This window comes from Bacillus sp. MRMR6 (genome assembly GCF_001940785.1).
Lineage (GTDB): Bacteria > Bacillota > Bacilli > Bacillales > Cytobacillaceae > Neobacillus.
This window is the reverse complement of the sequence record NZ_MSLS01000005.1, coordinates 140,157-166,041: the sequence shown is the minus strand read 5'-3', so window position 1 is coordinate 166,041 and position 25,885 is coordinate 140,157. Positions and strand designations below refer to the sequence as shown.

Here is a 25,885-nt window from a genome sequence, read left to right as displayed (position 1 = left end):
ATGGTGACGCGATTGAGACAGTTAAGAGGATCGCAAGTAACACTCTGGCTTACGTTATCAGTATTGTTACTTTTTATTACAGCACCTATTTTCTACGCCATATTAGCTAGTTTTAAATCGAATATGGAGATTTTTTCTTCCCCTTTCTCATTGCCTAAATCGTGGAACTTCGATAATTATATTGGCGCTTGGAACTTAGGAAACTTCAAAACTTACTTTCTAAATAGTGCTTTTATTACGATAGGTGGCATGGTGCTAGTCGCACTAGTTGCAGCACCAGCAGGCTATGCGTTTGCACAGCTTTCATTTAAAGGAAATAACCTTATTTTTTACTTAGTCTTATTAGGAATGGCACTTCCAGTTCAGGCCATTATCATTCCGATTTTTTATCAGCTTAAGGCTATGGGAATGGTAGATACTTTAACTGGTGTTACGTTAGTATCAGCAGGGCTTGCACTTCCGTTTTCCATATTCCTTATGAGAAATACGTTTCGAGATGTACCGAAGGAATTGCGTGAATCAGCTGCAATTGATGGAGCCGGAGAATGGCGAACCTATTGGTCCATTATGTTACCTTTAGCAAAACCAGGATTAGTTGCTCTACTAATCTTTACTTTTATGAATATCTGGAATGACTTCTTACTTCCACTCGTTCTATTAATCTCTCAAGAAAAATTTACGATTTCGTTAGGCCTTTATTCCTTCCAAGGAGAACAAGCAACAAACTTTGGACTTATCTTTGGAGGAACAGTAATCAGCATGGTCCCAAGTATTATTGTTTATTTAATCTTTCAACGTTCCTTTGTTGAAGGAATGGCTAGTGGGGCAAATAAATAATACTTGTAGATTTATATTTGAAACTAAAAAAGGAGCGATTTAAAATGGCGACAATTACAGACTTAAATCAGGAGAAACACTTGTTACCAATGGATTGGGGGGGGATTCAATGGTTATGTGGAGAGGAAATCGATCCTGAATCCGAGATGACGTTTGGTATGGTGTATATCAATGCAGGTGAGTCAAATCCACGACATATACATCCAAATTGTGAAGAAGTGATCTTTGTACTTTCTGGTGAGTGTGATCATACCCTAGGTGACGAAACCTACCACCTTAAACCAGGAATGATGTTACGCATACCAAGAAATGTTCCTCATAATGCAACGGTTACTAGTTGGGAACCATGTAGAATGATCATTGCCTATTCCGCACCTGACAGACAAACAATTGGTGAATAAGACCGAAGAAAACATTCTAATGAAAAGGGAGTCCTGACAATGGAACCAATTAAATTTAACTATGAGTATACGAATAAACTTCGCATAGGCTTTATCGGCTGCGGTGCACATGCATATCGTAATGTATTTCCTACATTTGATTATTCACCTATTGATCTTGTAGCTGTTTGCGACTTAAATCTTGAAAGGGCAAACCTTTATAAGAACCGTTTTGGAGCTAAAAGTGCATATTCCGATTACATGGAAATGATCAAAAAAGAAGACCTCGATGCAGTATTTGTTGTTCTCAACTTTGATAAAAATGGTCATCCACTCTATCCGAAAATTGTTCCAAATATCCTTAAAGCGGGGCTCCCTGTATGGATGGAAAAACCACTTGCTTATACGACCAAAGAAGGCGAAGAATTACTCGAACTAGAAGCTCAGACAGGTCAAACTGTCCTGGTATCGAATAAACGCTATTTTTATCCTACCTTTGTAAAAGCAAAACAAATCTTAGAATCTAGCAGTTTTGGAGAAGCAGCTTCCGTTACCGGGAGATATCCATTAACATTATCTCCGTTTGATGAGAAGCTTGGAGAAAGAACGGGGTTACATTGGTTCTTAGATATTTGTCATCCAATGTCAGGAATCCAGTACCTTATGGGTGATGTAAAGGAATTGCTATTTATCGAGCATCAGCCAAGCGGAAATGTTCAAACACTCTTAAATTTCAAATCTGGTGCAATTGGTAATTTAGAGCTGCCATCAACACAAGCAGATACTAGTCCATTAGAGCGTTATGAAGTGATTGGCAACAAAGAAAATGTTGTAATTGATAATGCCATTCGCCTTGGTTATTACAAAGGATCAAAGGGTAGTGGAGAGTATGGAAAAGCTCCTATTTACATAGGGGATAATCCGGTAGAAGGTCCAGTGCACTGGGAGCCAGAGTTTTCACTAGGCCAGGTTTATAATAAAAACCTGTTTTTACAAGGAATGGTTCAAAGTGTAAATCATTTCGCCCATGCCGTATTAAATGATAGAAAAGTTGAACGTGCTACATTAAAACAAGCTGTGCATTTAACGAAGATATTTGAAGCTTATAAGAACAATCGCTCAGGCAAATGGATCACAATCGAGTAGACGGGGGGATTAATGATGATATTTAGTATTTTCACAGACATGTTGGGTACTGAGTCCTTTAAAGAATCATTGGTGCATGCAAAAAGCTTGGGTTTTCCAAATATTGATTTAAGAGCAAAACTAGATGGGTCTACCATTGATGATATCACACCTGAAAAGGCGAGAGGATTAAGTGAATTGATTCAAGAGCATGGCTTGCAGGTTAGCAGCCTTAGCTCTTGGGCAGTTAACTCTTGTACCTTCTCTGGACCACCTAAATATGATAACCATGATGAAGAGCACCATAAGAAGATGGGAGAGGTTCTGGACCGACTATTTGATTTAGCTGATATTTTTGAAGCCAAATATATTCGTATATATTCCCTTTATCGTCAAGAGGATTTTAATCTTCTATCCGATCAAGAAAAGGATACACAATATCGTCATAATGCAAATGTCATGCTGCGGCATGCTGAGCATGCAAAATCTAGAGATAAAATTCTCTTGGTGGAGAACGAGCCTCCAACTCTAACGAACAATTGCCAGGAACTCGGGATTCTTATCAAATATACCAACCATCCGAATCTAAAAGTGAACTGGGATGTATTAAATGGTTGGAGAGCAGGAGAGTACCCTTCAGTTGAAACATATGAGCATATTAAAGGCTATGTTCATCAAACACATTTAAAGGGTGCATACCGTTTATCAAACTCCATCACCAAAGAAAATCCAACCGGCACTTTTGGTAACTTTGCAATCGCTGGTAAAGATGATTATGATCATACACCTGTTATGAAGGCAATTGTGGAAAGTGACCCACAAGCGATTTTAACCATTGATACCCACTATCCATCATTCTATGTTCAAGATCGGATTGGTGAGGTAGAAGTAGTTCGCCAAACGAAAGCATTCTTTGAAGAGACAGTTGCGAAGGAGGGGGCACATGACTAAGAAGATAGTATTAATAGGGTCATTGGATACGAAAGAAAAAGAGTTTTTATATATCAAAGGGATCATTGAGGAGAACGGACTCGAAACAAAGTTAATTAATACAGGTGTCTATCCTGCCTTCTCTGAAGGAGATATTACCAGTGAGCAGGTCGCAATCGCTGGAGGTTCATCGTTGGAGGAGTTAAGGAAAAAGAACGACCGAGGTACTGCTGTTACAGTTATGGCCAACGGAGCCCGAAATATATTAAATCGATTGGTTCAAGAAGATAAGGTTGCAGCAGTGTTCGGTATGGGGGGGACTGCTGGAACGACAGTAGGAGCTACAGCAATGAAGGATATTCCCATTGGAATCCCTAAGCTGTTAGTTTCAACGGTTGCTTCGGGAAATACAAGACCTTACGTTGGGGAAAAGGATATTATCATGATGTATTCAATCGTGGATATTGCAGGTATTAACAGCCTTTCTTCTCTTATCTTAAAGAATGCAGCTAATGCTCTAAGCGGAATGGTTAAAGGAAATGAAATTAGAATAGAGGTTGAAGAAAAGCCAATGATTGGTACAACCATGTTCGGGGTTACGACACCATGTGTAAATAAAACAAGAGAAATCCTGGAGCAAAATGGATACGATGTTCTAGTTTTCCATGCAACTGGTTCAGGTGGAGATTCAATGGAAGCGTTAATTAAGGAAGGTTTCATTAAAGGGGTTGTAGATATAACGACAACAGAATTAGCAGATGGTCTTGTTGGTGGAATCTTCAAATCCAGTGAAACTCGACTTGAAGTTGCAGGACAGATTGGTATTCCGCAGGTAGTTTCAGTTGGAGCAATTGATATGGTGAACTTTGGGGCACCAGAGACCGTTCCTAATCAGTTCAAGGATCGAAAATTCTATCAACATAATCCAACAACAACGCTAATGAGAACGACTGTAGAAGAAAATTACAAATTAGGTGAAATCATCGCTCAAAAATTGAATAAGAGTATATCACCTGTTGTACTTGTTTTTCCAAAAGGCGGGGTTTCTCTATTAGACCGTTCTGGTCAACCTTTTGATGGTCCAGAAGAGCGTGAAGCGTTATACACTGCAATTAAAGAGAACTTACAAGACCATATAACTTTGATTGAAGTAGAAGAAGATATAAATAATCCGAGTGTTTCTGAGTTAATGGCTGCAAAATTATTAGAACAAATAAATGCAAAGAAAGGAAATACTACACATGTCTAAAACTAGAGCGGAAGTTATTCAAAAATTAAAGGGAAAAATTCAAAACAACGAGGTTATAATCGGTGGGGGTGCAGGTACTGGCCTATCTGCAAAAAGTGCTGAGACTGGAGGAATTGATTTAATTATCATCTATAACTCAGGGCGTTATCGTATGGCTGGCCGTGGATCATTAGCTGGACTCATGCCATATGGTGATGCAAACCAAATTGTTGTTGAAATGGGCAATGAAGTTTTAACAATTGTTGAGGATACTCCTGTACTAGCTGGTGTCTGTGGTACAGACCCCTTCAGAAATATGGATGTATTCTTAAAACAACTTAAGGAACAAGGCTTTACTGGCGTTCAAAACTTTCCAACAGTCGGTCTTATAGATGGTCAATTTCGACAAAACCTTGAAGAAACGGGAATGGGTTACGACTTAGAAGTTGAAATGATACGCAAAGCACATACTATTGGTCTTGTAACTTCACCATACGTATTTAGCGAAGAAGACGCGATCAAAATGGCAGAAGCAGGAGCAGATATTTTAGTAGCTCACGTAGGGCTGACTACAAAAGGTGCAATCGGTGCACAAACTGCGATGAATATTGATGATGCTGTTGAATTAGTCCAGAAGATTCATGATGCCGGTAAATCAGTTAACCCAGATATTATTGTATTATGTCATGGGGGTCCAATCTCAGAACCAGAAGATGCCGCATATGTACTTAGCAGAACAAGTGGGGTTTCGGGATTCTTCGGAGCTTCTAGTATTGAAAGATTACCAACTGAACAAGCCATTTCTGGTCAGGTCCAACAATTTAAAAAGATTGAACTAAGCTCAAAGGTTCAATCGTAAGGATAATATATTAATTTAAAATCTTCACCCTTTAACCAAACTAATGACCACTGTAATCTCCTATTCTTGTGAGTAATTGCAGTGGTCTTTTTGATGGAAAAATAGTAAAAGAGGAAGATTTTATGGACTGGAGAGTATTGAATGAGGCAGATTAATCTATATTTAATGCTAACCGCTATGATGGCCGCATGGGGCTTTAATGTAATTGCTGTAAAAATCGTTGTCATTGAATTTCCACCTGTTACAATCACAGCACTTCGTGTTTTTATAGCATTTCTAGCACTAGTACCATTTATCATCTATAAAAAATTGTATCGTAAATTAACTAGAAAAGAATGGTATTACGTAATTGGTATTTCCGCTTTTGGTATATTTGGTTTTCAATACTTTATGTCTGTTGGATTAAATTATACAACGGCAACAAATGCGGGGATACTATTAGGGGCATCACCCATAGCGACTGCAATTGCAGCGGCTATTTTTCTCAAAGATAAATTTACTTTTCTAAGTGGTTTAGGCTTTGTATTAGGCTTTATAGGCGTTAGCATTATTGTTATAGCAGGAAGTAATGAAGGATTTTCGATTTCAATTGGTGATTTGTATCTTTGCATCTCCGTCATTGTTCAGACAGTTAGCTTCGTGTTGATCAAAAAAATTTCTGAAACACTGAATACGACTTATATGACTGGAATGACCCTATTAATAGGTTCATTTATACTATTCTTTCATGCAATTATCACTGAACCTAACGGTATCTCACAAATACCTGAGGGTAGCGGTGTTGCTTGGGTACTATTGATTTTCTCTGGTTTTGTTGCCACTGGATTAGGCTACTTAATTGTGAATTCTGCCATCCAACAGGTAGGTGCTGGTAATTTCGCAATCTTTTTGAATCTGTCTCCTTTCTTCGCAGTAATTTCTGCCTATTTCGTATTACATGAAAGGATTTATATGTCACATTGGGCAGGATTTGTTTTAATCGTAATCGGTGTACTTCTAGGAGCTAGAATAAGGCAATTCAAACGAAATAAAGAAGGTACTGTCAGTACTACAATAAAAGTATAAGTGAACAGAAAAAACGTAAAACTATTCTAATCTTGGGTACTCAAGATAAGATATTACTTGGGGAAAGTGGGTTAAGTACAAAGGAAAGAAAAGCGTATGAACTGATAAATAAGGGAAAAGCAATAAGAATTTTGAAGGAAGAGGAGTTTATGGAATTGCTTAATCAAGTAATTAGTTAATCCACTTCAACATTAAGAACAAGAGACTGATAATGTTAAAGGAAGATCATAAATGAAAAATATTGAAGAAAAGATTAGCGAAATGTTTAATCGTATTGAAATTTTCCCACCATACTCACCAGATCCAATTATAATTACACAGTTTTCATGGAATCAAAAATATGGAAGATTTCAAGGTTGTTTATTTTTTGGCTGATCAAAAATATGTGTTTCATTATAATGAACAGATCGCCAGCCGAATAGGAGCTCATTTTTCAAATAATCCTTTGGAGCAGCTGGAGAACGAGGTTCTATACATGAAAAGGATGTACGAGCGAGGGATTGGGGCTAAAGAATATTATCCATTTACGGATTTTGAATAATTATTACTTAAAGAAAACTCTAAACTTTTTGCTGAGGCGGAAAATTGAAATAGCAGTTGAAGGAGATGAATATGGTGGGAATAATCAATAAGAGTTCAGAAGATAAACCCAAAACCTATACACTTTTGGGAGTAGATAATCTTCCATATGTGAGTGAGACTCCAGGTTTATTGGGAGGAAATAGCAAAAGTAAAATTTATGGGCGTTTTGATTGTGGTGCTGCAAACCGTGCTTTAAAAATTGGTGGGTATGAAGAATATCGAGTATTCTTTGCCGATGAGGAGACTGCCATTGCGGCAGGGTATAGACCTTGTGGAACATGCATGCGTGAGCAGTATGCAATATGGAAAAACCAAAAAGGCAAGTCTGTTAACAAGAATCTGTAGGTATACTTGGCAAGGAGAGTAATTTCAATTCTTTTCAATAAATCACATGATTCAAATCAAATTGAACAAAATGGTTAACAATTAATTTTGATAAAGCTGGTGAAACGATGGACAATATACTGGATCTTTATAAACAAGAGCTCAATGATCCTTCTCGAGGGTATTTTATTTTTGATACAAAAGGAACTGCCAAGGACCATGATGATGTTGACTTTGTCTCCTACAATTGGTCACCAAGCAAATTTAATCGTGTAAAAGAGGGAGATTTATTTCTGTACCGGAGGCCGAGTTCGGCTTCAGAAATTAATGGGAAGTTCTATTTTTTTGGAGCAGGAAAAATAGAATCCATTGAATTTATTGGCGAGGATCGAGTGAAAGGGATTATACGGAAACCGATCGCCTTTACTCCCGTCCTGCTTCCTAATGATGTAGAGGATTTCCGGTGGACGTTTAAAGAAAGAGGGAAAAACTGGGGATATTTCTTTAATCAATATGGGATGACGACGATTACAAAAGAAGATTTCATGGGGATTGTTCAAGAAGCTTTTGCCCAACGAATGGATGCCTTTCCCACAACAAAAGCAGAACTGTTATCAGAGGTTGAGACCATTCAAGAACTGCAAAGACAGCATTATTTTGTGGATGATCATTTTGGCCAACAAAAAAAGCGGGTCGGACAACCTGTTTTTTCAGAACAGGTAAAGAAAAATTACGGGTACGCTTGTGCGATTACCAAAATCCAGACAAAATCCTTTTTGATTGGCTCGCACATCATTCCTTGGTCGGAACGAAAGGATACTCGGTTGGATCCGCAAAATGGCATTTGTTTGTCTGTATTACTAGATAAGGCATTTGATAAAGGGTATATCACGATTACACCTGATTATTTCATAAAGGTTTCAACTAAAATTAACGATGACCCAGCATTAGCTGCGGAACTATCCAAATATCATCTTCAAAAAATGAAAGTACCAAAGTATCAACCACCTAAAAGAGAATATCTCGAGTGGCATAATGAGGTTGTTTTTAAAGGTTAAAAAATGATTTAGGCAAGCCTAAAATAAACCAGAAGGTAGAAAACAATTAAAAGTTGTAGCTACCTTTTTTTCGTCAGAACGTAAAGCTATTCTCCTATATTTATATAACCCTCAATTTACAAATGGTATAATTTAACTAAAATAGAAAAGTAGGTGTCACGATGATGGCTCTATGAAAGACTGGGAGTTTTTTAGGAAATGGGTAAGAGGAAGTGAGGAGTAGAAATGTTAAAAGAAGGGAAGATTTATAGAAGAAAAGATTTGCATACTAAGCTAGGAGGTCAGCAGCAATCTGGTATAAGTACACCTAGTCAATACCCCGTGATTATGATTTTTTCCGGGGAGAGTGGAAAGAATTTTGGATATAATGATGGTTGGCAGGATAACGATGTTTATTATTATACGGGTGAGGGCCAAGAAGGGGATATGAAGTTCACCAAGGGAAATAAAGCGATCAGGGATCATCAGCTGAACAAAAAAGCGATATGGTTGTTTCAAAATCATAAACCAGGTCTGGTTAAATTTATCGGTAAAATGAGTTGTATCGGCTACCATCATCGAAATGCACCAGACCGAAATGGCCATGATCGAGAAGCAATCGTGTTTGAATTGATACATAAGAAAAAGTAAAATGAGTTTCATATTTTCCTACATAGGAGATACAAAAATGGAAACAAGACACTATTTAAGATGTGGTTGGTCAGGTACGATTCATCAGTTTTTACAGCTGGAAGAATCTCAATTTATTGCGAGCTTAACTGAATTTGTTGGTGAAGCAAAAGCTGTGCAGGTGGAAGCCTGGAGAGATTGCTATCACGTATTGCAGAATAGCCTCCTCCCGTTTGAACACGAGAATTGGCAGCTGATCTTTGAATATGAGTTACCTAGGGAAGGAGGACGTCGCCCAGATGTATTGCTGCTAATCCATGGTGAATTACTTGTATTGGAATTCAAAATGAAAGGCAATCCACGTTCATCCGACTGGGAACAGCTCTCTAGCTATGTTCGTGATTTTCATCATTACCATGAAACGATTGCCAAGTATAGCTTACGGGTCAGAGGTGCACTCGTTCTTACTTTTTTTAAAGAAGCAAAAATGCAAGTAAATACAGAAAAACAGCTATATTTAACTTCAGGCACAGGGTTAGGGGATTTTCTGAAGATACTAAAGAAAAACGCTAATGGAAAATTGGTGGATAGCGAAGAGTTTCTTCAAGGATCATACGAAAGATTACCGACCCTTGTTGAAGCTGCTAGGGCGATTATGAAGCATGAGGCCATCCCTTCGATTAGAAAAGTTAACAATACCAATATTCCTCAGGTACTCGAGACACTTGTTGGTATTGTAGAGGAAGCAAAAAAGACGAAAAGTCACCATTTGGTTTTGTTAACAGGAGTACCGGGTGCTGGGAAGACGTTGGTAGGTTTACAGTTCTCACATATGGTCGAAGATGCAGTCTATCTATCTGGAAACGGACCATTGGTGGATGTCCTACAAGACGCCCTTGGAAATAAAACGTTTGTACAAGCATTGAAGAATTTTAAATGGGAGTATCTAAAGCATCGTAAGATCCCAGTGGAGCATATCTTTATTTTTGATGAGGCGCAGCGTGCTTGGGATTCTAAGAAGATGAAGAAGCCTTTTTCTGAACCGGAGCTGATGGTGCAAATCGCACAGGACCAGAAGGATTGGTCGGTGAATATTGGCTTAATTGGCGAAGGGCAGGAAATATATGAGGGTGAAGAAGGTGGGCTTCCGTTATGGAATACAGCCATAAAGAATGGGCAATGGACCGTGCACTCCCATGAAAATTTAGATGGTCAATTTCCCCATGCCACTCAGCACGTAACGCATCCCCATCTAAACTTAAATGTATCACTACGAAGTCATTTGGCTCTTGGCTTGCACGCTTGGGTACACCATTTGCTGACAGGCAAGATCAATGAGGCTAATGAGGAGACAAAACAATTAAAACAAGATCGGTTTACGTTATATGTTTCTAGAGATTTAGAACAAATTAAGAGCTTTGTACGGACACGATATCAGGGGCAGGAGCAGGCGAAACAGTTCGGGCTAGTGACTTCCTCGAGAAGGGAGTATGGTATTCGCCAGCCTTATCATTTTGTAAAGGGTTTACCTCTTCCCTCTAGGTATACAACAAAACCCTATGTCTCTTATTTTAATCACACTCAATCTGATTACTATTCTTCTACACTACAATTTGCCGCTTCGGAATTTGAAACACAGGGGCTAGAGCTTGATTTAGCGGTAGTATGTTGGGGCTATGACTTAACCTGGAATGGAAGAGAATGGATCGATCATTTCTAGGATAGGAATCTACTTGACCCAAAAAGGATCCGATTGAATAGTTATCGTGTCTTGCTGACACGTGGACGGGATGGGATGATTATCTATATTCCCGATGTAGCGCATTTTGATGCCACTTGGTCACTTTTTAAGGAGATTGGTGTGGAAGAATTGAGGTAATATAGACATTTCTACTAAAAGATACTTAGCGTTTAAAGAAACTGAAACATACGATGAGTCATATAAAGAAGAAATTCTTTCTAGATTGAAGAATTCTTACGAGGACAGGAAATTACTAAGCTAACAGTAATTGATATTGTCAAAAAGATTCAAAAGGAGAATCCATCTTCTGAGAGTTTTGTACATTGGAGAAATACCGGGGACTTGGTGAAATATGCTGAGCCACGGCTAGGATCAATGGGATCACAGAGTTAAGATAGAAGTTAAGACAATCAATTTAGATGTATCTTGGTCAGACATTTACAATAAACTGATTTCATTTATAAAATGAAAACAAAACGGTAGATTGGACTCTGCCGTTTTGTCTATAAAGGGTATACCCATAGGTTCAACTTTATTATGGATCAGCATGCCTGGTCTTTTTTTATTGGTTAATAAAAACCGTAAAGGATTTCTTTCTATATATGTTAGTGCTCCTATTGGTTTATTACTAATTCCAGTTGGCTGATTTTGTCAAATCTAGTAGAATTAAGTTGGAGTAGCAATTTTGAAACGACCAGTTTATTTATAGGGAAACCAAAAGTCACATTATACCCAAAGTAATAATAGGGAATATATGAATATATAATGAATGGAATCGGAATTTGAAAAGAGGTCCTGTGAATGAAAGACAAGCTTATACATATGAGGGACAAACTTAATGATATCAGTCGGCGTAATCGTTCCATAAGACTAGTCAAGCTATATAATAAGTGGAGCTTCGATTTAACCGAGCTGGACAATTTATCAAAGCTATCAAAGGAAAAAGTCAGTGAGTCCATTGTCGAGCAAATTATAAGGCGTCCCAAAAATGAACTGATGTTATTAAAGCCAACGCTTGATCATGAAACTTCTATGGCCATTTCTAAAAAGCTGACGGATTTGTATCGGAATATCAAGGCAATAGAAGATGAAACGGGTATTCATGATTTCTATCTCGGGTTTCCCTTTTTATCTGGCACCTTTGCGGATGGGACATTTTTTCAAGCACCATTATTCTTATATCCTGTTAGGTTAGAAAAGAACAATGTCCATTCTCAAAAGTGGGTTCTGAAGATCGAGGATGATGAACCCCAGATTAATCGGACGTTATTTTTAGCGTTTAGAAAGTTAAATAATCTTAACTTTACAGAAGAGTTCTATGAAAAAGCTGCCGAAATGGCTGTCAATTATAACTACGACGATTGGGTCAGTTTTTTAAAGAGCTTTGAAATGAAGATTTCGTTCTCTGCTCAAGGTTTAACGAAACTGAAAGAATATAGAAAGGAAGAAGAGCCTGAAGCTGCAGGATTAACCTTGTTGGAGAATGCAGTAATTGGAAATTTCCCACAAGGCGGGTCTTCCTTAGTCAAGGATTATGAGGACCTTATTTTGTTATCTGAAGAAAGTGATTTATCCTTAGCCGGCGAACTGATTGAGCCTCTAGATCAAGTGGTAGAGGCTGATAGTGAACAAGTGGTATCCGAAAATGCAGCTGTTCAGGAAAAGGAATCAGAGATTTTAAACTTATTACAGGCAGATGGATCTCAAGAAGAGATTATTAAAGAAGCACGATATAAAAAAGGGATTGTGGTTCATGGGCCGCCTGGAACTGGCAAATCACAGGTTATTGTGAATCTGATTACGGATGCATTGCAGCAGGAAAAGAAAGTATTGGTTGTTTGTCAAAAACGTGCGGCCTTAGACGTTGTTTTTCAAAGGCTAGATGGATTGGGATTAAGCAACCATGTGGCTCTTGTGCATGATGAAAAGAATGATCGGAAGAAGCTATATGCAAAAGTAGCAGCGGTTATCGAACAAAATAAAGTTTCATTTGAGTATGCAAATAATCAGCTGAATTCCACTTCAAAGAAGTTGTCGTCACAGGAAGAGCTCTTGAACAGCATCGCTAGTGCTCTATACAGCTACCAAGACTTTGGGCTACGGTTATATGATTTATATGGATTAGCAAAGCCAGTAACGGAAACCACCCAAATGATCGATCTCCATGCAGTGCTACCGGCATTAAATAAAGATGTGTTGGTCGATATTTCTGAAAAAGTTTATACCTATGCCGAATGGTATGAACGATTTGGGGATGAAAATTTCCCGTTAAAAGAGCGAAAGTCCTTCGCTAATTTTAATATGAAAGAAAAACTTGAAGCGATTGAAATCTTGAATGATGTCATCGACAAAGCCAAGCAATCAGTTGAATACATTGAATCACTTGATCATGAGAAAATTACCCCTGGTTACACTTGGCTGATTGAAAATAAATTAGGTAAGATTTATCCAGACCTTGAAGATGGATCGAAAAAGACGTTACAAGGGTTACGACTTTGGTGGTGGACCTCTGTATCAGGTAAAAACATCATCGAAGAGTTACTCGAAGGGGAAAAATTCAAAGGGACAAACTCCACTGAGTGGTTAAAGGTGAAGAAGTCACTCGTTATCATGCATCAATTAGGAAAAGTGACCAAAGCCATGGCGGAAGAAGTAGAAAAGTTGAAGAAGTTCCTTGAGGATTCCAAAATCAACACGCTAAAAACGAGAATCTCAGAAGGCGATATTCCATTACCGGAATTAGATAAAATATTGGAATACATTCATCGTGACTTTGAGGAACTGCAGCAAATGGATGTGTATTGGAATCAATGCAATGAGGTTGAGAAGAAGGTCATTCAGCTTCTTAGTAAGAAAACCGCAGCGAATGAATTAACATTATCGGCATATTGGGTTGAATTATTCCAGAATTCTGCTTATGTGCATTGGATTGATCAAACGGAAAAGCAGCATCCGCAAGTTCAGAAGATCTCCACCAATGAATTTGCAAGAATCCGAGAGTCGTTTGCTGGTTTAATTGAGGAAAAAAGAAAGGTTGGCACGCAGTATTTAATTCATACCTTAACGAAGAAAGTGGATACTGTTCAGAACCTCCATCCAAAGCCTATTAGAGAGTTAAAGCATCAGGTCGGAAAGAAAAGACAGGTTTGGCCGCTTCGACGGTTGGTGAATCAATTTGCCGCGAATGGTCTCGTGGACATTTTGCCTGTATGGCTTGCTTCACCAGAAATCGTGTCATCCATTTTTCCATTACAAGAAGGGTTATTTGATATAGTCATCTTTGACGAAGCCTCCCAGTGTACAGTAGAGAGTGGAATTCCAGCGGTTTACCGTGGAAAACAGGTCATTATTGCGGGTGACGAGAAGCAGCTGCCACCATATAACTTGTTCCAATCCTCTGTTGTAAATGACGAAGACGAGGATGAAACATATGATACCGATGAATCAGTCAGCCTATTGAACCTAGCCAAGAGGAGATTTTCTGAAAAAATTCTACAGTGGCATTACCGTTCGAAGTATGAAGAGTTAATCAATTATTCCAATCACGCTTTCTATAACGGTCATGTTCAAATCGCTCCAAATGTGGTTCCCTTTAAACAGCCGCCGGCCATCCATTGGCAGAAGGTGGATGGAAGGTGGATCAATCAATGCAATGAAGTGGAAGCGATAGAGGTAGTGAATATTCTCAGGGAGATCTTAATCCATCAACCTGGAAAAACAGTGGGGATTATCACCTTTAATGCCAAACAGCAAACGAAAATCCAAGATCAGATTGACAGGCTGCTAGGTGAAGATGAGAAGTTTAGTGCGGTCTATCATCAAATGTTAACCAGGGACCTAGATGAACAGGTTTTTGTGAAAAACATTGAGAACGTGCAGGGGGATGAGCGGGATATAATCCTTTTCTCGATCACCTATGCGAAGAATGAAGAAGGCAAAGTGGTGAACCGTTTTGGTGACCTTAATAAAAAAGGTGGAGAAAACAGGTTAAATGTTGCGGTTTCAAGGGCAAAAGATGCCATTATTGTTGTATCCAGCATTGAACCTGACGAACTTAATGTAACCAACACGGCTAATATGGGACCGAAACTATTCAAAGCATATCTGAAATATGTAAAGGCTGTTTCCAACTCTCAGGTTGATGAAATCAAAGCCGTGGTGCACGAAGTGAATGAAAATGTAAATACCCATGTCCAACAGAAAGAGTTACACTTTGATTCTCCTTTTGAAGAGCAAGTGTATCAGCAGATGAGAAATCTGGGGTATGAGGTAACGACTCAGGTAGGGATGTCGAGTTATCGAATTGACATGGCCATTGTTCACCCTGATGATTCATCTCGCTACATTTTGGGGATAGAGTGCGATGGTGCGATGTATCATAGTTCTAAGAATACGAAGGAAAGGGACGTTTATCGCCAGAAATTCTTAGAAAGTAGAGGCTGGACCATTGAACGAATCTGGAGCCGTAACTGGTGGAAGAACGCATCTACTGAAATCGAGCGGATTGACCAGAAGGTGAAGGAATTGTTGAGAAGTGAAGGGGTAAGAGAGAAGATAGTGAAATAACCAATGAAATAAGGACCAGCACGATCTAGTAAATTTAGTGTGCTGGTTCTTTTTTGTTTTGGGAGAAGGGTGGTACGAAAAGTTGAATATGGTTGTTCCAAACTTTGATGTTGCTGAGCGAGAAGAAGAGATCATAAAAAACTGGACGAAGGAAAGATTTGAATGCCGCTTTCTCTATCATTTTTGAGAGGAATGTAAGGAATTCATACACTAAAAAGACTATGAGCGCTTCATGACGACCGTATTCTTGTATCTCCTTAAGTTTCGGGCCTCATGAACGCTTCATGACGACCGTATTCTTGTACCTCCTTAAGTTTCAGGCTCATGAACGCTTCATGACGACCGTATTCTTGTACCTCCTTAAGTTTCGGACCTCATGAATGCTTCATGACGACCGTATTCATGTTCCTCCCTAAGTTTCGGGCCTCATGTAAATTTAAAACCAGACCATGTATTTGGGATAGTCTGATGAAATGACAGTTAAAATAACAAAAATTGAGTATAAAGTTTGGTACTTAGTTTTAAGTTTTGATATTAGGAAAATTTGTCAGGTTAAATCCTATCCAAATAGAATGTATGTTCTTGTTGTAAGCTTCTTATGATATACTAAAAGAGCAATAGAATAGGTATCTCAAGGGTGGTCGGCTCACTCCCAACAGAAAGGGGGTGATGCTGTATGACGGTATTTGATTTATGATTGCGATTGCTTTTGCTAGTTTAATCGTAGCCGTACTGTCATTTAACCAAAAAAAATAATCCACCCTTGAGTTCACGGCTCTGGTGGATTATCTTCACTATATAGCTGACCCCCATTGAGGGACCGTCTATTGCTGGACCGAACATGTGACTGCATGTTCGGTCTTTTTAAAGTATGCAATTATTAAATATATTATAACCGATAATCGTGGTAAAAAGACAATTAAAAGTTGACTTAATAAAAGTAAAATCAAGAAAACTGTCGAATTAATCTAGTATAATTTCATATGCGAGGTGGATCAAAGTGGATAAAAAAAAGAATTCCATTAGGACATGATTGGCATTTGCCAAAATGCCAAGTGGTAAATGATTACAATGCGAATTGATCCTGAGATGGTAGCTACAGTAAAAAATCAGCACAAAGTTTCATTCTTCCCACACAATAGGCCATCCTTAATGAAGCTGAAGGGGAGCCCAATGATTAGGGAGGGGATGCCTGTCGGCTCTTATTGCATTATAAGGTTTTCGCAGAAGCAAAGGAAAAGATTTTAGTTAGAATAAAGGTGACAGTAGTTACAACAATCATGCTTATGACACTTTCTAAAAACATATCATCACTGTATTCTTCCATTTTAAATCCTAATGATAATGGAGCGCCATCCTCTAGTCCGGTTGGCAGGAAGTACAAGTAATGGTCAATGATCAAGTCCGCCACTCCAAACACCTGAAAAAATACGAAGCCAATTACGGCCGATGTTACGAAAAGTTTACCTGTTTCCGTTTTATTTTTGAGGTAGATTACAGATATAAAAGATAGGGCACCAATGATTATAAAAAATTCTCCCCACTCAACATATAGCGTTTAGTAATCATTAACAACAATAATAGTAATCCAAGTACCAACCCCAGTACCCATCTTTTCATCCAATTTCCTCCCCATGAAAAAAATGTTTATCTCTATACTACCACAAAAACCCATTGTTTCCTCCATTTGGATATTCGTTTAAAAGGGGTACAAATATGTAGGATTAGTTCTTTATAGGGCTTTAATTGAAGTGTTAATGCTGTCACTTTTCTTCATGTTTTATAGTTCTAAACCTATCTTTAATTTCTTCAAATCCTACCATACTTATATCTCACATGTTTCCTTCTACTCTGAACTCCTAAATTTAATTAAAAGATCTAAGGGGTTATTGCAAAGAAGATTGCAAATGGTCTGTTACCTGTTCCTGTTGTTAGAAAGATTGTAGTCAAGCCAAAAAAATGGAGGTATTGTCATGGAAGAAACACTAAATAAGATTCTTTCAGAACTACAACATTTAAATTTAAATCATCAAGATTTAATGGCAGCCCAGAAGGATTTAGTAGGTCGTATAGAAAATCTAGAAAAAGGTCAAAAAAATTCAGGTGCAACTAGTACAAGAAATATAAATAAGTTCATCAAGAGCTAATGTTCGGACAGCAGCAATTAAAGTTTCGGATGGAGGAATTAGAAAATAAATTTTCATTGGGGCAAAAGGAATTAAAAGAATTAATATTACGAACGACCGCTTATATGTCGGGAAGACTGTCTGTTTCGGAAAGAATGAAGATGGAAATCGACTGGTTAAATGAGAATGAGCGACACGAGCTTCTAATTAAAATCAATGTAAAAAATGGTATAAGCAAGGGCCATACTCGGTCAGACGATGGGGTGAAGATCAGTATAATGATTACTAAAGTAATACAAATAATGCAATCCGTTTTATATTAATAAAAACGGGGGTTTATTTTGGAAGAAAAACTAAATAGTGTACTTTTAGAATTAGGAAATTTAAATAAAGGCCAGAAAGAATTAATAACTCGTTCAGATAAAATGGAAAATGGGCAGAAGCAATTTTTGAATCGTACAGACCATCTTGAAAAAGGTTAGGATTTATTGTCCGCAGGTCAAAATGAAATAAAAGATTTAATTAAGCATAGAACCACTCTAATGACCGAAAATTTCACCTATATATTAAAAAAGAGTTGAATGATGTAAAGAGAAAAGTCAATAAACTTGAACAGAAATAATTTTTTTCTCAACTAGAGGGGTTATTTCACCATATAAACAAGTGGAGATTTTGCATGGGTTTTGCATGGGGACGGTTCTCCTGCTTCCTAAGTATTTCAAGGAAGCAGGAGAACCGTCCCCAAGCACTTTCACTATATAGGAATAGTAAAAAAAAGAATAGTAAAAATATTTAAAAAAACTGTATTGACGTTTAAATTTGAAGTTGTTATTATTTAAATCAGAAACCGGTTTCAGAAATCGGTTTCAGAAACCGGTTTCGGATATCTGGGGGAATTGTTGTGGCTACCATTGATGATGTAGCAAAGAAAGCTGGAGTATCAAAGAGTTCAGTATCAAGAGTTTTAAATAATAATTATAACCACATGTCAGAAGAGATGAAAATTAAGATACAACAGGCGATACAAGAATTAAATTACAAACCCAATTCTGTTGCACAAAGTTTAAAAAAGAAAGAGACGATGGTGATTGGTCTTGTTTTAGCCGATTTAGCTCCCTTTTGGGCAGAAGTAATCAAAGGAATACAGGATGAAGCAATGAAAAATGGTTATAGTTTAATGGTAAGTGACTCTTCCATGAACCCATCAAGTGAAGAAAATAATATAGACCTACTCGTCAGTAGACAAGTCGATGGGTTAATAATTAATACAATTAATCCAAATTCAATGATTTTTAATCAATTAAAGTCTGAAAAGATTCCATTTGTTTTTGTTAATAGTAGATCAGAACAGATAGACGAAGATTTAGTGGTTGTAGATAATACGCATGGAACAATTGAAGCTTTGGAATATTTAATTGAATTAGGACATAAACGGATAGCGATTATGCTATATCCAATTGAAAATATTATGGTTCGGCAAGAGAGACTCGATGCTTATCGGAAGGGATTAAGACAAAACAATCTTCCAATAGATGAATCATTAATTAAAATATGTAAGCCCGAAAAGGATAACGGTGTTGAAACCACGTTAGAGCTATTAAAGATGGAAAATAGGCCGACTGCCTTTTTATCTACTAATGCTAATTTAACACTAGAAGTATTAAAAGGTGTTAGAATGGCTGGGCTGCACGTACCAAATGATATTTCCGTCATCGGTTATGATGATTTTGATTGGACCCCTCTACTAGATCCACCCCTTACAACGGTTGCTATCAATGGGTTTGATATGGGTTCAAAAGCAACAAATATCTTAATCAAAAAGATTAAGAGAAAAACAAAGAAGAAACCCGAGACTCTTAAAATCATACCAGAACTTATTATTCGTAATTCTTCGGGTATGTTAAAAGCTAATGCTTTTGAAGAAATAAATTCAAGTATTTAAACATGAGAAGGGGGATCGTACTATTGAAGATTACAAGATTAGAAACTTTACATGTACAACCAAGGTGGATGTTTTTAAAAGTACATACCGATGAGGGGATTGTTGGCTATGGTGAACCGATTGTGGAAGGACATGCTCACACGGTAGAAACGGCCATAAGAGAATTGGAAACGTATTTAATCGGTCAAGATCCCCTTAAAATTGAACATCATTGGCAAGCCATGTACAGAGGCGGCTTTTACAGAGGCGGTCCCATCCTCGTTAGTGCAATCAGCGGGATAGAACAGGCATTGTGGGATATTAAAGGCAAGTATTATAATCTGCCAATCTATGAAATGCTTGGGGGAGCTTGCAGAGACAAAATTAGAATGTATGCCCATTGCCATGGAGATTCGATTCAAGAGGCTGTTGACCTGGCATTAAAAAGAAAATCGCAGGGATTTACGGCCATAAAGATTGCCTTGGATGCCCCGGTTCAGATTGTCGACAATAAAAATTACGTAGACAAGCAGGTTGAGAGACTTTCTGCTATTAGGGCAGCGGTCGGAGATGAAATGGATATTGCCATTGATTTTCACGGCAGAGTTAGTCCAGCGATGGCGATCCGATTGGCTGCAGCATTCGAACCTTTTTACCCTATGTTTATCGAAGAACCCTGTTTGCCAGAAAATGTTGATGCAATGGTGAAAATCGCAAACTCAACCACGATTCCGATCGCAACCGGTGAAAGGTTATTTACAAAATGGGGATTTAGAGAAGTGATAGAAAAACAAGCCGTATCGATTGTCCAACCGGATTTATGTCATGCAGGCGGCATTTTTGAAGCCAAGAAGATTGCGGCCATGGCTGAAACGTATTATGGAGCTATCGCACCTCATAATCCTTTGGGGCCGATTTCATTAGCAGCCTGTCTACAGTTGGATGCATGTACTCCAAATTTTTTAATACAGGAACATCCTACGTTAGATGACCTATCAGACTTAGGAAATGGATTTCTAAAACATCCGTTTAAAATTGAAAGCGGTTTTATTTCTATTCCGGAAGGGCCAGGATTGGGAATTGAACTGGATGAAGAGGCATTAAAAGAAAGAATATTTGAAGGTAAATGGGAAACACCAAGGCTTTATCATGAAGACGGTTCTGTAGCAGATTGGTAAAGATCTGCTTTTAGAATAAAAAAACAAAATATTCGGGAGGTTCCTATGAAAAAGAGTAAAACCTTGAAAATGTTTTTATTATCCATTCTTACGTTGTCTTTACTGTTAGCTGGGTGTTCACAAGAGAGTGGCAGTTCCAATGGAAGTAAGTCAGATGGTTCACCTGAACAAATTACACTGAAAATCCTCTCTCCTACGGTGGTAGAAAATCCTGAAGGTGAAGTCGAGAAACAATATGCAGAAGATTATATGAAAGAAAATCCAAATGTCAAAATTGAATTTATTGGAGTTCCCATGAATGAGGTTTACACTAAGTTAACCACAATGGCTACTGGTGGTGAAGTTCCAGATATCTTTATTAATTCACCAGAATTTTATGGAAAAGCACAGGAAATGGGAATCGTTGAAAACTTAACTCCTCTATTAGGCGAAGACTATGTCAAAGGTTTTTACCCCGCAACTTTAGAACAAGCAACACTAGATGGTGACTTGCAGTTTGCTCCATTTTTTACAATTCCAACTGGATTATTGTATCGAAAAGATTGGTTTGAAGAAGAAGGTTTACAGCCACCAACGACTTGGGATGAATTCTTAGAGGCAGCTCAGAAATTGACAAAGGACACAGACAATGATGGGAAAAAGGATCGTTGGGGATTTGCAATGGTTGGAACCAAGAATGGTTCAGGTGGTTCTCGCTTTATCCCGATGATGCGTACATTTGGCGCAGCCGAATTGGTTGAAGAGTCAGGGGAATGGGAAACTCAATTTGATTCACCTGAAGCGATTGAAGCGTTCAAATTTTTTGGAGAACTGGTTACCAAGCATGACGTAGTACCTCCTGGACCGTTGCAAACTGGCTATCCAGAAGCTGTCAGTTTAATGGCCTCTGAAAAAGCAGGCATGATGATCACTGGTCCACATTCTATTGGTGCAATCTTAAAACAAAATCCTGATTTGAAAGGTAAGATTGCCGGTGTTCCACTTCCAGCTCCAGAAGGAGAAAAAACAGTATCCGTTCTTGGAATGCTAGGATTCTCTATATCTGCAACAAGTGAACATAAGGAAGAAGCCGCAAAATATCTAAAATTCATGTTAAATAAACAAAACCAGTTGAAATGGAATGAGATAACAGGACGACTTCCTGCTCGAATTGAAGCTGGCGATGATCCGCAAGTGAAAACTCCTGAGCTGGAAGGATTTATTGAAGCATTAGACTTTGCATTTGAATTACCAACTGTTCCTTATTATCCGAGTGTTCAACTTATTTCAGCAGAAGCTTATCAAGCCATTATCTCTAAAACCTCAACCCCTGAAGAGGCAGCTAAAAAAGCGGCAGAGTCTGTAAGAACCGAAATAAAAAATAATTAAAACATTGTTTAATAGGGAAAGGTGTTCTTACCTTTCCTTATTAAACTAGTAAGGAGGAAACCGTGAGAAATACATATGCACAGCAAAATAAATGGGCGGGTTATTGGTTCATCCTGCCGTCCCTTATTATCATGATGCTTTTAATCGCGTATCCTTTATTATTTGGTGGATATATTAGTTTATTTAATACCAATCTCCTTAATAAATGGGAGTTTGTTGGATTTGATTATTATCTTCAAGCGATTAAGGATCCTGAGTTTCTCCAAAAAATTGGTTTAACGTTTAAGTATACTGGACTAGTTGTAATTGGCAATTTATTTGTTGGAACATTCCTGGCAATCATCTTAAATATGAAACTTCCAGGGCGATTGATATTTCGAGCTATTCTAATCCTGCCTTGGCTTTTCCCAGATGTTGTGGTGGCACTGCTTTGGAAATGGCTCTTTAATCCTTTATATGGGTTAATTAATCATATTTTGGGTGGAATGAATTTAATTAGCGAACCTATTGCTTGGTTGGATAAACCAGAGTTCGCTCTGTTCGGAGTTGTTATGGCAAGTATTTGGAAAGGTTATCCTCTCGTTATGATTCTTGTACTTGCCGGGTTACAATCCATTTCAAAAGATTTATATGAGGCTGCGGAGATTGATGGAGCGAATAAATGGAAATCGTTTTTACATATTACTCTGCCAGGTCTTATGCCTGTTTTGGTTGTTACCATCATCCTTGAAACTGTCTGGTGGTTTAAGCATTTTACGATTGTTTGGTTATTAACGGCAGGTGGACCAGTAAATGCTACAAGTGTCATTAGTATTGATATTTATAATACCGCGTTCCAGGATTTTAGATTTGGAAAAGCTGCAGCCACGGCCGTCATCGTCTTTTTCATTTGTTTATTAATCAGCTATCTTTACAGGAGGTTTTTAGCGAATGATGACAACTAAAAGAAGAAAAACTCTCCAATATACCGCAGCTTACAGTATTTTAGGTATTGTCTCGTTGATGGTCATTATACCCGTTCTATGGATGCTATCTACCGCTGTCAAAAATGATCAGGAGATCTTCACCGTACCGCCTAAGTGGATTCCAGATCAACTTACGTTTGAAGCATTTTCTAGAATATGGACCGATTATCCATTTGCACAGTACTTCTTTAATAGTTTTATTGTTGTTACTACCGCTACATTTATTTCACTGATATTTTCGTGTTTGGCAGGATATGGTGCCTCTCGGTTTAATTTTAGGGGCAAAGGTGCATTTCTTACCTTTTTATTAGTAACACAGATGTTTCCTTCCATTATGCTGTTAATTCCTTTTTATAAAATTATTCAATCGCTTGGCCTCGTTAATACCTATTTGGGCCTCATTCTAACCTATATTTCATTTACCATTCCATTCTGTTCATGGATGATGATGGGATATTTCCAAGGCATACCTAAAGAATTGGATGAAGCAGCTGCGATTGATGGCTGCAGCAGATTCCGGATTTTTTGGCAGATTATTTTTCCTTTAAGTGTACCAGGAGTGGCTGCAACAGCTATTTATTCCTTTATTGTTGGCTGGAATGAATATATGTTTGCCCTTGTTCTAACTCAATCTGAAACGATGAAGACGGTGCCTGTAGGAATTGGTCAATTGATTGGGCAATACAAAATCATGTGGAACGATATGATGGCAGCCTCGCTTGTAGCCACCATCCCGCTTTTACTTTTCTTTATGTTCTTTCAAAAGTATCTGATCAGCGGTCTCACTGCTGGTTCTGTTAAATCTTAGAAGAAGAAAGGAAACTAAAAAAATGAAAATTACCAAATTGGAAGTTGTGCATGTAAAACCTCGTTATTCTTTTTTAAAAGTCCATACAGATGAGGGAATCGTTGGGTTAGGTGAAGCTTGTCTGGAAGGTCGAGCCCGTGTAGTAGAAATGGCAATTAAAGATTTTGAATATTTATTAATTGGTGAAGATCCCCGTCGGATTGAACACCTGTGGAATCTTATGTACCGAGGAACTTTTTATCGGGCAGGAGCGATACTAAGCAGTGCCATTAGTGCGATTGACCAAGCGTTATGGGATATCCTTGGAAAAAGTCTTAATGTACCGGTCTATAAACTGTTAGGCGGAGCAGTAAGGGATAAAATAAGGGTTTATAAGCATGTGCATGGAGATAATATCGAAGAATTTAAAGAAAATGCAAGAGTTGCTGTAAAAGAGGGCTATACCATGATTAAAACAGCTGTCCATGAAATGGCCCATGTAGTCGAAACAAAAGCGTATATTGATAGACAAATAGAGAGAATGGCGATTCTAAGAGATATTATTGGTCCTGAAAGAGATTTCGGTATCGATTTTCATGGGAGAATCAGTCCTGCATTAGCCATTCAATTAGCAAAAGAATTTGAGCCTTTTAAACCAATGTTTATTGAAGAACCTTGTTTACCTGAAAATGTAGATACTATGGTAACAATCGCACGTTCTACCACGATCCCGGTTGCAACGGGGGAACGACTATACACAAGATGGGGGTTCCGTGAAGTGTTGGAAAAACAAGCTGCAGCCATTCTCCAGCCTGATTTGGCTCATTGCGGAGGAATAACTGAAGCAAAGAAGATTGCGGCCATGGGTGAAGTGTATTATGCAGGATTTGCTCCGCATAATCCGCTTGGACCAGTGAATTTGGCAGCAAGCATTCATCTCGATGCAACGGTTCAGAATTTTGTGGCCCAAGAACAAATAACACTTGGAGAAGGTTTAATTAAACAACCATTCGAATTAAAAAATGGCTATCTTGATCTTCCAACATTACCTGGTTTAGGCGTTGAATTGGACGAGGAAAAGTTTGCTCATCTCTTATACGAGGGGGATTGGCGTCTTCCACATTGGTATCATTCCGACGACAATTCATTGGCAGAATGGTAATGATGATTGAATACTAGTCCTTTGGTCGTTGGCCAGAGGTTTCATTTTTATACTGGCATTAATCAAATATGAAGTACTTATAGATAGGAGATGAAAGAATGAGAGATTCAAGAGAACTTCTTAGTTCCTTAGGTTATCCTGCAGGAGATTTGTATAATCTTCCTTCATCGACAAAACGTTTTCCAGATGGAGCTCAATACCGGATTGAGCTTCCTAGTGTGGAAGGTCCAAAAGCATTAAGAGCAACGTTAGAGGAAATAGAGCGATTGAACCTTACGGTCCATCGTGTATCACAAGGGAGCGGCATCATGCTTTTGACCGATGAAGAAATTAAAGAAATGTGTGAAATGTGTGCAGAGAAAAAAATGGAATTAAGTCTATTTGTGGGACCACGTGAAACATGGGATATTAGTGCACAGCCACATACCTCTGCTGGAAAAGCGATTGCTCTTCGCCATGAAGGAGCCGATCAATTAGTGTATGCAATGGAGGATCTAAAACGTGGAGCAAGCTTAGGGCTACGAGGGGCTTTAGTAGCAGATGAGGGCTTGCTGCTGCTAACTAAAGAAATGAAGAAACAAGGGATTCTTCCCGAAGATTTTGTCATAAAAGTCTCTGTTCAAATGATGGCAGCAAATCCGGTATCGGTAAAAATAATGCAAGATTTGGGTGCTGACACCTATAATGTACCAACTGCATTAACATTGCCCAAACTAGCTGCGATCCGCCAGGCGGTCGATATTCCGATTGATTTATATGTTGAGGTTCCAGATAATCTCGGTGGATTCATCCGGTATTATGAGATACCAGAGCTTATTAGAATCCTTGCTCCAGTGTATATCAAATTTGGATTACGCAACCATCCGGATGTTTATCCTTCGGGCAGCCATTTAGACAATACGAATATTTCTTTATGCAAGGAAAGAGTACGTCGTGCAAAAATCGGCATGCAAATGATGGAACGATATTATCCTGAAGCGGTTACTTCAGAATTAGGTGGTAAAGGTCTTGGTATTCCAGTTGTTAAAGGAAAAGAAGTTGTACTATGAAAATTTTTTAAAAGAAGGTGGTCAC

Annotated in this window: 24 protein-coding genes and 1 pseudogene; 24 read left to right on the top strand and 1 reads right to left on the bottom strand. The window is 38.2% G+C overall.

All coding sequences use genetic code 11. From position 1 onward, the window contains the following. The 14 genes and pseudogenes from BTR25_RS07850 to BTR25_RS07795 all read left to right on the top strand — a co-directional run bounded on the left by BTR25_RS07850 (position 1) and on the right by BTR25_RS07795 (position 15,304). The gene (locus tag BTR25_RS07850) at positions 1 to 837 is read left to right on the top strand and encodes a carbohydrate ABC transporter permease (protein ID WP_075687510.1); all 837 of its coding nucleotides are present in this window, start codon (positions 1 to 3) and stop codon (positions 835 to 837) included. Between the two features lie 44 nt (positions 838 to 881). Next, complete coding sequence (locus BTR25_RS07845; protein ID WP_075687509.1) at positions 882 to 1,238, top strand: cupin domain-containing protein; 357 nt, start codon at positions 882 to 884, stop codon at positions 1,236 to 1,238. Between the two features lie 39 nt (positions 1,239 to 1,277). Further along, complete coding sequence (locus BTR25_RS07840) at positions 1,278 to 2,363, top strand: Gfo/Idh/MocA family protein (protein WP_075687508.1); 1,086 nt, start codon at positions 1,278 to 1,280, stop codon at positions 2,361 to 2,363. A gap of 12 nt (positions 2,364 to 2,375) precedes the next feature. Further along, positions 2,376 to 3,293: a sugar phosphate isomerase/epimerase family protein gene (locus tag BTR25_RS07835; RefSeq protein WP_083652280.1), complete on the top strand. Its 918-nt coding sequence runs from the start codon at positions 2,376 to 2,378 to the stop codon at positions 3,291 to 3,293. Beyond that, on the top strand, positions 3,286 to 4,521 hold the full coding sequence (locus BTR25_RS07830) for a Tm-1-like ATP-binding domain-containing protein (protein ID WP_075687506.1): 1,236 nt from the start codon (positions 3,286 to 3,288) through the stop codon (positions 4,519 to 4,521). Before BTR25_RS07835 ends, BTR25_RS07830 begins: the two co-directional genes overlap by 8 nt. Continuing rightward, positions 4,514 to 5,359, top strand: a complete 846-nt coding sequence (locus BTR25_RS07825; protein ID WP_075687505.1) for a phosphoenolpyruvate hydrolase family protein — start codon at positions 4,514 to 4,516, stop codon at positions 5,357 to 5,359. The genes BTR25_RS07830 and BTR25_RS07825 overlap by 8 nt, the downstream gene beginning before the upstream one ends. Before the next feature lie 141 nt (positions 5,360 to 5,500). Next, positions 5,501 to 6,424 (top strand): DMT family transporter, encoded by a 924-nt coding sequence (locus BTR25_RS07820; protein WP_075687504.1) that lies wholly within the window; start codon positions 5,501 to 5,503, stop codon positions 6,422 to 6,424. Between the two features lie 231 nt (positions 6,425 to 6,655). Beyond that, positions 6,656 to 6,799, top strand: a complete 144-nt coding sequence (locus BTR25_RS27475) for a hypothetical protein (RefSeq protein WP_175596726.1) — start codon at positions 6,656 to 6,658, stop codon at positions 6,797 to 6,799. Next, complete coding sequence (locus tag BTR25_RS27470; RefSeq protein ID WP_175596725.1) at positions 6,792 to 6,965, top strand: hypothetical protein; 174 nt, start codon at positions 6,792 to 6,794, stop codon at positions 6,963 to 6,965. The genes BTR25_RS27475 and BTR25_RS27470 overlap by 8 nt, the downstream gene beginning before the upstream one ends. A 71-nt stretch (positions 6,966 to 7,036) precedes the next feature. Further along, positions 7,037 to 7,351 carry an Ada metal-binding domain-containing protein gene (locus tag BTR25_RS07815; RefSeq protein ID WP_075687503.1) on the top strand — a complete coding sequence of 105 codons (315 nt, stop codon included), beginning with the start codon at positions 7,037 to 7,039 and terminating at the stop codon, positions 7,349 to 7,351. 107 nt (positions 7,352 to 7,458) lie between these two features. Beyond that, complete coding sequence (locus BTR25_RS07810; protein WP_075687502.1) at positions 7,459 to 8,388, top strand: HNH endonuclease; 930 nt, start codon at positions 7,459 to 7,461, stop codon at positions 8,386 to 8,388. 225 nt (positions 8,389 to 8,613) lie between these two features. Beyond that, positions 8,614 to 9,018: an SRA domain-containing endonuclease gene (locus BTR25_RS07805; protein WP_075687501.1), complete on the top strand. Its 405-nt coding sequence runs from the start codon at positions 8,614 to 8,616 to the stop codon at positions 9,016 to 9,018. A 1-nt stretch (position 9,019) separates the two neighbouring features. After that, positions 9,020 to 10,876: pseudogene (locus BTR25_RS28050) on the top strand (DNA/RNA helicase domain-containing protein). Between the two features lie 663 nt (positions 10,877 to 11,539). Next, positions 11,540 to 15,304, top strand: a complete 3,765-nt coding sequence (locus tag BTR25_RS07795; RefSeq protein WP_075687500.1) for an AAA domain-containing protein — start codon at positions 11,540 to 11,542, stop codon at positions 15,302 to 15,304. 1,210 nt (positions 15,305 to 16,514) lie between these two features. Here the strand turns inward: BTR25_RS07795 and BTR25_RS07790 are convergent. After that, entirely contained in the window at positions 16,515 to 16,715 is a 201-nt protein-coding gene (locus tag BTR25_RS07790; protein ID WP_139311196.1) for a hypothetical protein, read from the bottom strand. Positions 16,716 to 17,277: 562 nt separating this feature from the next. On the opposite strand from BTR25_RS07790, the gene BTR25_RS27465 reads away from it, so the two are divergent. The 10 genes from BTR25_RS27465 (at position 17,278) to BTR25_RS07750 (ending at position 25,860) form a co-directional block, all read left to right on the top strand. After that, positions 17,278 to 17,451 carry a hypothetical protein gene (locus BTR25_RS27465; protein ID WP_175596722.1) on the top strand — a complete coding sequence of 58 codons (174 nt, stop codon included), beginning with the start codon at positions 17,278 to 17,280 and terminating at the stop codon, positions 17,449 to 17,451. Further along, positions 17,451 to 17,753: a hypothetical protein gene (locus tag BTR25_RS07785; RefSeq protein WP_075687498.1), complete on the top strand. Its 303-nt coding sequence runs from the start codon at positions 17,451 to 17,453 to the stop codon at positions 17,751 to 17,753. The genes BTR25_RS27465 and BTR25_RS07785 overlap by 1 nt, the downstream gene beginning before the upstream one ends. A gap of 18 nt (positions 17,754 to 17,771) precedes the next feature. Then, positions 17,772 to 17,912, top strand: coding sequence for a hypothetical protein (locus BTR25_RS27460; RefSeq protein ID WP_175596721.1), 141 nt, complete (start codon positions 17,772 to 17,774; stop codon positions 17,910 to 17,912). A 419-nt stretch (positions 17,913 to 18,331) separates the two neighbouring features. Continuing rightward, positions 18,332 to 19,372, top strand: a complete 1,041-nt coding sequence (locus tag BTR25_RS07780) for a LacI family DNA-binding transcriptional regulator (protein WP_075687497.1) — start codon at positions 18,332 to 18,334, stop codon at positions 19,370 to 19,372. A 23-nt stretch (positions 19,373 to 19,395) separates the two neighbouring features. Beyond that, on the top strand, positions 19,396 to 20,529 hold the full coding sequence (dgoD, locus tag BTR25_RS07775) for a galactonate dehydratase (RefSeq protein WP_075687496.1): 1,134 nt from the start codon (positions 19,396 to 19,398) through the stop codon (positions 20,527 to 20,529). A gap of 45 nt (positions 20,530 to 20,574) precedes the next feature. Further along, positions 20,575 to 21,897: an ABC transporter substrate-binding protein gene (locus BTR25_RS07770; RefSeq protein ID WP_075687495.1), complete on the top strand. Its 1,323-nt coding sequence runs from the start codon at positions 20,575 to 20,577 to the stop codon at positions 21,895 to 21,897. Positions 21,898 to 21,959: 62 nt separating this feature from the next. After that, positions 21,960 to 22,841: a carbohydrate ABC transporter permease gene (locus BTR25_RS07765; RefSeq protein ID WP_075687494.1), complete on the top strand. Its 882-nt coding sequence runs from the start codon at positions 21,960 to 21,962 to the stop codon at positions 22,839 to 22,841. After that, positions 22,828 to 23,670 (top strand): carbohydrate ABC transporter permease, encoded by an 843-nt coding sequence (locus BTR25_RS07760; RefSeq protein WP_075687493.1) that lies wholly within the window; start codon positions 22,828 to 22,830, stop codon positions 23,668 to 23,670. Before BTR25_RS07765 ends, BTR25_RS07760 begins: the two co-directional genes overlap by 14 nt. A gap of 22 nt (positions 23,671 to 23,692) precedes the next feature. Continuing rightward, positions 23,693 to 24,811, top strand: coding sequence for a galactonate dehydratase (gene dgoD / locus BTR25_RS07755; RefSeq protein ID WP_075687492.1), 1,119 nt, complete (start codon positions 23,693 to 23,695; stop codon positions 24,809 to 24,811). Between the two features lie 98 nt (positions 24,812 to 24,909). Next, a complete protein-coding gene (locus BTR25_RS07750; protein ID WP_075687491.1) occupies positions 24,910 to 25,860 on the top strand; it encodes a U32 family peptidase in 951 nt (316 codons plus the stop codon). The last annotated feature ends 25 nt before the right edge of the window (positions 25,861 to 25,885 follow it).